The organism is Chamaesiphon polymorphus CCALA 037 (assembly GCF_003003845.1).
GTDB lineage: Bacteria > Cyanobacteriota > Cyanobacteriia > Cyanobacteriales > Chamaesiphonaceae > Chamaesiphon > Chamaesiphon polymorphus.
Map to the genome: position 1 here is coordinate 1 of NZ_PVWO01000261.1, position 7,947 is coordinate 7,947.

Below are 7,947 nucleotides of genomic sequence, written 5' to 3' on the forward strand. Positions count from 1 at the left end.
CCCTCCCCTTATAAAGGGGAGGGAGCCGGAAAAGTTCTTCCCTTTATAGAGGAAAGGAGATGCTGGAAAAGCCCCCCTTTATAAGGGGGGTTGGGGGGGTAAATTCAACTACGCACCTACAGCTTCCTTCGCTGCATACATTACCTCTAAGGTAATCACATTCTGACCCCGATCGCGTGCGAATTTTTCGGTATTGCGTTTGACTTTGCCGCGCACGAAACCTGGAACTTTATTGAGTTCGGCTTGGGCTTCTTTATTCCAACCTAAGTCAGAATCAGCGGAAATACCTTTAGTAATTACTTCCTTAGTATCATGTCCGCCGAAGATTTCTAACAGGTGATCTTCCATCCCCAAGGTAAACGAATTGTAGATTAAATCGACAACTTGATTCGTGCCTTCATAACCCAAAAATGGTTTATAACCGATCGGGAAATTCTGAACGTGAATTGGTGCCGAAATTACGCCTGTAGGAATATTCAAACGTTTGCCGACGTGGCGTTCCATTTGGGTGCCGAAGATTGCTGACGGCTCGCTACTGGCAATGCGATCGCCAATTAAGCCATGATCGTCGGAGATAATTACTTCATCGCAATATCCTTCAACTTCCTTGCGGAACCATTCTTCATCTGGCTTGCAGAAAGTCCCCGCCCAGACGACATGAATCCCCATTTCGCGGCTGAGAATCTTGGTAATTGCGGCTGCATGAGTTGCATCGCCATAGACTACCGCTTTTTTACCCGTTAAATTCTGACAGTCGATCGATCGAGAGAACCAGGCGGCTTGCGAAACGTGGATGGTTTGCTCGTTGATAAAGTCTTCGTAATTTACATCCGCGCCACCTGCATTCAGGATGGTTTGAATTTTGCGAATGCAGCGGGCGGTTTCGACTACGCCCATTGGCGTAATATCGACGCAGGGCATTCCAAATTCAGCCGCGAGGTAATCTGTGGTCATCGGCCCTAATTCGCGGTAGGGAGCCAGGTTAAACCAAGCTTGGGGTAGACTGCGGAGTTCGTCAACGTTGGCACCTTCGGGAATAATCGCATTGATCGTAATCCCTAAGTCGCCCATCAATTTCTTGAGTTCGGTGCAATCGTGGTTATTGTGGAAGGCAAGGGTCGAAATCCCGATGATATTTACCGACGGTTTCGCCGTCTTCTCGGTAACTAAATTGCCCTTCTTGCGCGCCTTCTCGATGTAGAACTGAACGATCTGCTGTAGAGTGCGATCGGCAGCCTGCATCTCGTTGAAGCGATAATGGTTGACATCGGCTAGCAAAACATCAGCTTTAGCTTCAAGCGACGCACGCTGGACGAAGTTGGCGAGATCTTCTTGGAGGATGCTAGAAGTACAAGTCGGCGTTAACACGATCAGATCTGGATGCTCTTCAGCATCTTTGCGGGTGATATTATCGACCACTTTTTCCTGAGAACCGCGCGAGAGTACATGTCGATCGACTACGCTGGTAGTGACTGGCGTAAAGTCCCGTTCCCGCGACAGCATCGATCGCATGACGTTAAAATAATCATCGCCCAGCGGCGCGTGCATGATCGCATGAACGTTTTTAAATGAAGTCGCCACCCGCAAAGTCCCAATGTGAGCGGGAGCAGCGTACATCCAATAAGCTAATTTCATATATCTTTATCCCTTAATCCCAGTCTACCGTTCGATTCTGTCTAGATTGTCGCAAACAATTTGGGGTTCGGACGCGATCGAGTAAAAATTTAACTTAATATCTAGCAACAATAGCAAAATTGCTGTATTTCAAGCCAGACCTAGCATGTCAACGCTAAAAGCTTGGAGAAATTATCAAATTATTCGTAATAATTATCGATCGTTTACTTGAATATTCCTAATTAGGAGGATAAAACAGAAAAGTAGACAGCGGTTGAAACCGCCGCTAGTGATGCAAAGTCCGCTTTCACGGACTAACCGTTTATCCAACCTGCGTAGACAGGTTTTGCAGATGATGCGATCGAGGCTTTGATTAACAAGGGAAATCCGAATAGTCCAACCTACAAGTTTCCACAGACAGATGAGGATTTGCAAGAGATGGAAACAATCTTAAAGAAAAAAATAAATAGCATCGAGGGTAGAATCTAAAAAGTGAAGAAAATGTAATGGTATATATTGATAGAATAGACAAGATAGATCGAAAAATAAAGGTCTCTTTTGTAGAGCAACTCAATTGATTATATTTACATTAGATTAGCTTTGTAGTGGCATCAGACAGACAGTACCTAACATCTCTATTTCAAGCATTATCTGTTTATTTACAACTTGTATTTATAATAAATCTCACTAGCCGATCGATGTAGTAACGAGTGTCGATAGACCAGACTGGGAATATCTTCGGCATAGCCACCACCAATCACACAGGCAACTGGATAACCTTGAGATACACAAGTATTTAACACATATAAATCTCGATCGAATATTCCTGTATTCGTTAATGCTAGTTTACCCAACCTGTCGCTAATATGCGGATCTACACCCGCATCGTATAAGACTAAATCCGGTTTTACCTGTGATAATAAATCCGGTAAATATTGCGAAAGGGTTTTTAAATACTCCGCATCTTCCATCCCTTCCCGCAGGGGGACATCGAGATCGCTGGTTTGTTTATTGCTGGGAAAATTGATGTCGCAGTGCATGGAGAAGGTAAAGACACTCGCATCGCCTTGAAAAATCGCCGCCGTACCATCGCCTTGATGGACATCGAGATCGACGATGAGGATCTTTTGAGCTAAACCTAATTTTTGTAGTACGCGAGATGCGATCGCCAGATCGTTGAAGATACAAAAACCCGAACCCAGGCTCGGAAAAGCGTGATGGGTTCCGCCTGCTGTATTACATGCTATGCCATGTTCGATCGCGAGTTTTGCAGTCAGAATCGAGCCACCCAGAGCGATACAAGTCCGATTGACTAATGCGGGACTCCAGGGCAAACCGATCCTTCGCTGCGCTTTGGGATCTAATGTGCCAGTATAATAAGCCTGAATATAGGCCGGATCGTGAACTAATTCCAACCATTCCGTCGGTGGTAATGTGGGGGCGAATGTTCGTTCTGCGGTAACTAATCCATCTGCTAATAATAATTCGTACAACAACCGAAATTTGGACATCGGAAATCGATGACTATCGGGTAGCGGGACGACATAATCGGGATGATAAACGATCGGGACTGACAAAATTGCTATGAGTATTTACAGAACTTGCGAATGGATTCTAACGTAGTTCGATTCTGGAGATCCACCACCCAGCTACTCTAAGATATAATTGGCGTATTCCGGTGACATAAGGGAAATCGCCCCATGACAATCGCCACGACTAACCGAATGACCTTAGCGGAGTATCTTGCCTATGATGACAACACGGATACTCGTTATGAGCTGGTAGATGGGAAGCTCACGAAGATGTCATTAGGGACTGGCGAGCATGGCGATATTAGTGAATTCCTAAATGATGAATTCAAGGCTGAAATCAGACGGCTAGGGCTGGATTGGGTTGCTAAAGACATGAAAATTGGGATTCAGTCGCCCAGAGGAACGCGTTGGGAAACTGCACGAGTACCAGATGTGGTGGTGTTACCTTTAGAGCAATGGAATAGCTTAAAAAAACGAGAATCTTTAATTCCGTTAAATGAACCGCCGCCTTTATTAGTGGTAGAAGTCGTGAGTCCATCTACAATAGCGGTAGATTATCGGGCAAAGCATAGCGAATATGCGGTGTTAGATATTCCTGAATATTGGATTGTCGATCCGATCGATCCCAAAGTGACAGTTTGCGTACTCAAAGATGGAGCTTATACCGATGAGGTTTTTGTGGGCGATATGACGATTGTTTCGGCCACGTTTCCAGAATTGAAGTTAAACGCATCGCAAGTACTCAATGCTAGCAGATAAGTCACGATCGATGAGGCAAAGGTAGAACTTAATTGCAATAGATAGTCCTTGATGCTTACGAATTTATTTAAAGATCGCCAGCACATCTCAATCGGGATGATACAAAGCTTCAATTTGTGCTGTTGATGGCAATCTTCTTCCTCTCAACTTATCATTGACACGTTGTCGATCGAATATTTGCAGCTTCACCAAGAATTTTTTTCTTTCTAGCTCGAGAGCATTCATAACCAGGTCTAGTTGCGCTTCTGTGAGTCTATCGATTGAACTAAAACCGAAACGATCTGAAAAGCGTTCGCAAATAGTTTCGTACTTCTGATGAATTAGCCGAGAATAAGACCAGATGCAAGAACCTAATGCCGATTTACGAAGACCTAATGGCAGATCGACATTCCTAACCTTGCGTGCTAAAACATTGAAGCTACTCACTTTATAGCTGTGGATTGGTTTGAAGAATCAAACCCAACATTTCTATGATATTGGCGTATTAGTTGGGTTTCGCTATGCTCAACCCAACCTACGGATTTTCGAGGGTACTAATGCTTGCAAACTTCGCGGATGGATGCTAAGCCAACACGGTTGCAGAAATCGCCAAAACCTTCATCAGGCTTCCGATCGCGTTTAAAGTATTCCAAGATCGGCGTGAAGAAAGTCTCTAGATCGTTGATGTGCATCCTGTCGGTATAAACCTGCGCCAGACGAGTCTGCGCGGGACAGCCAGCCAACCACACTTGATAACTTTCGGGGAAACTACCGACAAATCCGACTTCTGCCATGTAGGGACGCGCGCAACCATTAGGGCAGCCAGTCATGCGGATGACAAATTGCTCGTCAGGTAAGCCTAATTTGTCCAAGAGGGCGCGGAAACGCTCGTTGACGCTGGGAGCCACGCGCTCGGATTCGGTGACGGCTAGGCCGCAGGTAGGTAGGGCTGGGCACGCCATCGAGTAGCGAACGAGGGTATCGATTTTGGTGGGATCTGGTTCGACACCGTTGGCGATGAGGATCTTGTCGATTTTATCTCGATCGGCTGGTTTAATGTCGTAAATCAGCACGTTCTGATGGGGCGTGACGCGCATCGGGATTTTATACGTTTGGACGATTTCTCTCAATGCCGTGCGGAGTTTGAAATCGCCATCGTCTTTGATCCGTCCATTGACGACTGAGATACCTAGAAATAGTTTACCGTCGCCTTGTTCGTGCCAACCCAAGAAGTCCAAATATTTAAAGGCGGGAAGTTGTTTGAGGGGTTGAATTTTTTTGCCATAATATTCTTCAACTTTGGCTTTAAATTTAGCTACACCCCAATCGTGAATCAGGTACTTCATCCGCGCATGACGACGGTTGGTGCGATCGCCATAATCGCGTTGGGTAGCAACGATCGCTTTAACTAAATCGTAGATATTTGCTTTAGTTACATAGCCGATCGGATCGGCAATTCGCGCGAATGTTTCTTCTTTGTTATGGGTGCGTCCTAAACCACCGCCAGCATAAACATTAAAGCCCAATAATTGTCCTTTAGCATTAGTAATTACGACCAATCCTAAGTCTTGGGAGAAAATATCGATCGAGTTATCGCCTGGTACGGTAATCGCAATTTTAAATTTGCGAGGCATGTATTGCGTACCGTACAGCGGTTCTGGATCTCCAGGGAAAATGGTACGGTTGAGGTCTGTAGCTAATGCCGCTTTGACTTCCGGTGCGGGTTCACCACTGATGGCTTTTTCTCCATCCAACCAAACCTCATAATACGCACCTGATTGGGGCGTAAGCAGATCGGCAATCCGATCGGCATATGTCAAGGCGTGTCTATATTCTGGCTTCTTTTTGAAGGGTGCTGGGGGTGCCATCACGTTGCGGTTTAAGTCGCCGCACGCGCCAAGAGTCGAACCCATATTTTGGACGATCGCAGTGATGGCTGGCTTGAGATTTTTCTTGAGAATGCCGTGCATCTGGAAACCCTGACGGGTAGTCGCGCGGATGGTTTCGTTCCCATAGTCGCTCGCCAATCGATCGAGTGCCAAATACAATTGGGGTGGGATAAATCCGCCAGGATTGCGCGTCCGCAACATCATTTGATAATCTTTTTCTTCACCTTTAACGCGATTATCTCGATTATCTTGCTGATAAGATCCATGAAACTTGAGGATCTGAATTGCGTCTTCCGTGAAATAATTTGTATCGAGGAGTAACTCGCTGGCAACAGGTTCCCGCAGATAGTTGCTATCTGTCTTTAAATGTTCTACTTTGGCGAGTTTTTTTGGGGTGGAAGTGGTAACCATACTGAGTTTAGGGATACTGGCAGGCGAAGATCTAGTCTATAGCAATCCTAAGTCACTTAGATCGATAGTCTATTTATTTTAACGCTCCTACGATTCGTCGTTTCGGTAGGAATCCTAAAATAAATGCAGAGGTTGCCGATCCTCTGTCTTCCCAGTTTCAAATTAGATATCTAGTAGTCTACGGCATAAATCCTAGTACTATTTTGGGAGGAGTTGGGAGTTGGGAGAGTAGCGGTAGAGTGTAGGCAATGGTTGCTTTACTTATGCCGTCGAGTACTAGTATTGTGCATAATCGGCCACCAGCCACAGAATTTAGAGTATGAGTCCAGCGCAAAGAGATCGAGATCGGGTTTCACACACATGCTGGCATTTGAGATCGGTCAGCAGATGTCTCTACGATCTTTATTTGCAAGTCTAGATAAATATAACTAAAAAATTATCTTTAATACAAAGAGCTAGGAACTATTAATAGCTCCTAGCTCTTTGTCGATCGATCTAGATTAGAGACAATCTAATATTAATTTACGCAGGAAGTAATACTGTGTCGATAACATGAATGACACCATTATCAGCAGCAACGTCAGGTGTTACTACTGTAGAGTCATTAATCTTGACACCACTAGAGGCATCAATTTTTACTTCCGAACCTTCAACAGTTTTTGCTGAAGTTAGTTTGACGACATCAGCCGCCATTACCTTACCAGCAACAACATGATAGGTCAGGATTTTTGTAAGTTTAGGAATATCTGCGAGCAACGCTTCAACAGTACCCGCTGGTAGTTTTGCAAATGCTTCATCAGTCGGAGCAAATACAGTGAAAGGGCCTGCACCTTTGAGTGTGTCTACTAATCCAGCAGCTTGAACTGCTGCAACCAAGGTGGTAAAAGAACCTGCACTAACGGCAGTATCAACGATGTCAGCCATGTGTTTATTTACTGTATTTAGTGTCAACACATCTAATGTAACGTATTTTTAACAAAAAGTGTGGCTGTCAAAAATTTAATTATTTTTCATTAACGAATGCGCTGAATTCGGTTAAATTCATCCATGTTTTAGATCGCGATCGCGCGTAATATACTAGTATAAATCTGACGCTTCGATATTTAATATAAAAAACAACACACTTCTGGGATGATTATTTATCGCTCGATAAAACTCTTTATCCCATTTTCAATAAAATTTCAAGGTCGAGGTTGCCGTTCTATTTTAGTTTTAAAGAGCAAGTAAATTTATTGACATTGAGATCGCTCTCCTATGACGATCGTGCCAGCAAATCAGCAACTCAATCACTAACTCACCAGCACAGGCACGGAAAATTCACCTTGTCGATCGTCAAATCGCAAAGGTCAGTCTCCAAAAGTTAGGTTAGCTCCCGATCTAATTATTCGGTGTGCGCTTTCGATCGTGCTTGCCAGTAGCACAGCAATTATGGATTGGCACTTGGCTGCTTGCTAAATGCCACCTGAATAGCCAGTAAAATCAAACCGATCGCAATAATCCCAAATACTGCCGCACCCAAGGCTGTCGAACCCACAACGAGAGTGCGTACCGCCGTAGCAATATTTACTGCCATGTTGGTTTTCTGAACCATCGGTTTGGTCGCAAACGTCGTAGCAATCTTACTAGTCATCGTATACATCGCGATCGACATCATGCCAGCAATCAGCGAACCAGTCAAACACCGGAGGGGACTAGGCAGGGTGGTTTCGGGAGGAGTGATTTGAGTCATTGCGGAGTGGGAGGAAGGTGAGACGGGGGACGGA

The 7,947-nt window shown here is 44.8% G+C and carries 8 protein-coding genes; 2 read left to right on the top strand and 6 right to left on the bottom strand.

Going from position 1 to position 7,947, the window contains the following annotated elements; translation table 11 throughout:
- Positions 1-108 precede the first annotated feature (108 nt).
- Positions 109-1,635 (bottom strand): ferredoxin:protochlorophyllide reductase (ATP-dependent) subunit B, encoded by a 1,527-nt coding sequence (gene bchB, locus C7B77_RS18220; RefSeq protein WP_106307952.1) that lies wholly within the window; start codon positions 1,633-1,635, stop codon positions 109-111.
- Positions 1,636-1,974: 339 nt separating this feature from the next.
- Between bchB and C7B77_RS31960 the strand changes: the two genes are divergently transcribed.
- Complete coding sequence (locus C7B77_RS31960) at positions 1,975-2,103, top strand: hypothetical protein (RefSeq protein WP_483862465.1); 129 nt, start codon at positions 1,975-1,977, stop codon at positions 2,101-2,103.
- 170 nt (positions 2,104-2,273) lie between these two features.
- Here the strand turns inward: C7B77_RS31960 and C7B77_RS18225 are convergent, their stop codons facing one another.
- Positions 2,274-3,191 carry a histone deacetylase family protein gene (locus C7B77_RS18225; RefSeq protein WP_106307954.1) on the bottom strand — a complete coding sequence of 306 codons (918 nt, stop codon included), beginning with the start codon at positions 3,189-3,191 and terminating at the stop codon, positions 2,274-2,276.
- A gap of 123 nt (positions 3,192-3,314) precedes the next feature.
- On the opposite strand from C7B77_RS18225, the gene C7B77_RS18230 reads away from it, so the two are divergent.
- A complete protein-coding gene (locus C7B77_RS18230; protein ID WP_106307957.1) occupies positions 3,315-3,905 on the top strand; it encodes a Uma2 family endonuclease in 591 nt (196 codons plus the stop codon).
- 87 nt (positions 3,906-3,992) lie between these two features.
- On the opposite strand, the gene C7B77_RS30130 is transcribed toward C7B77_RS18230, so the two are convergent.
- From C7B77_RS30130 to C7B77_RS18250, 4 genes are all read right to left on the bottom strand, one after another.
- Complete coding sequence (locus C7B77_RS30130) at positions 3,993-4,130, bottom strand: hypothetical protein (RefSeq protein WP_181243914.1); 138 nt, start codon at positions 4,128-4,130, stop codon at positions 3,993-3,995.
- A gap of 308 nt (positions 4,131-4,438) precedes the next feature.
- Positions 4,439-6,184, bottom strand: coding sequence for a sulfite reductase, ferredoxin dependent (gene sir / locus C7B77_RS18240; protein ID WP_106307963.1), 1,746 nt, complete (start codon positions 6,182-6,184; stop codon positions 4,439-4,441).
- 522 nt (positions 6,185-6,706) lie between these two features.
- Positions 6,707-7,108 carry a fasciclin domain-containing protein gene (locus C7B77_RS18245; RefSeq protein WP_106307966.1) on the bottom strand — a complete coding sequence of 134 codons (402 nt, stop codon included), beginning with the start codon at positions 7,106-7,108 and terminating at the stop codon, positions 6,707-6,709.
- A gap of 502 nt (positions 7,109-7,610) precedes the next feature.
- Positions 7,611-7,913: a DUF3082 domain-containing protein gene (locus tag C7B77_RS18250; protein ID WP_106307970.1), complete on the bottom strand. Its 303-nt coding sequence runs from the start codon at positions 7,911-7,913 to the stop codon at positions 7,611-7,613.
- Between the last annotated feature and the right edge of the window lie 34 nt (positions 7,914-7,947).

Excerpts from the sequence above, each read along its gene's own strand:
- bchB (WP_106307952.1), bottom strand. The coding sequence starts at position 1,635 with ATGAAATTAGCTTATTGGATGTACGCTGCTCCCGCTCACATTGGGACT.
- C7B77_RS30130 (WP_181243914.1), bottom strand. The coding sequence starts at position 4,130 with ATGAATGCTCTCGAGCTAGAAAGAAAAAAATTCTTGGTGAAGCTGCAA.
- sir (WP_106307963.1), bottom strand. The coding sequence starts at position 6,184 with ATGGTTACCACTTCCACCCCAAAAAAACTCGCCAAAGTAGAACATTTA.
- C7B77_RS18245 (WP_106307966.1), bottom strand. The coding sequence starts at position 7,108 with ATGGCTGACATCGTTGATACTGCCGTTAGTGCAGGTTCTTTTACCACC.
- C7B77_RS18250 (WP_106307970.1), bottom strand. The coding sequence starts at position 7,913 with ATGACTCAAATCACTCCTCCCGAAACCACCCTGCCTAGTCCCCTCCGG.
- C7B77_RS18230 (WP_106307957.1), top strand. The coding sequence starts at position 3,315 with ATGACAATCGCCACGACTAACCGAATGACCTTAGCGGAGTATCTTGCC.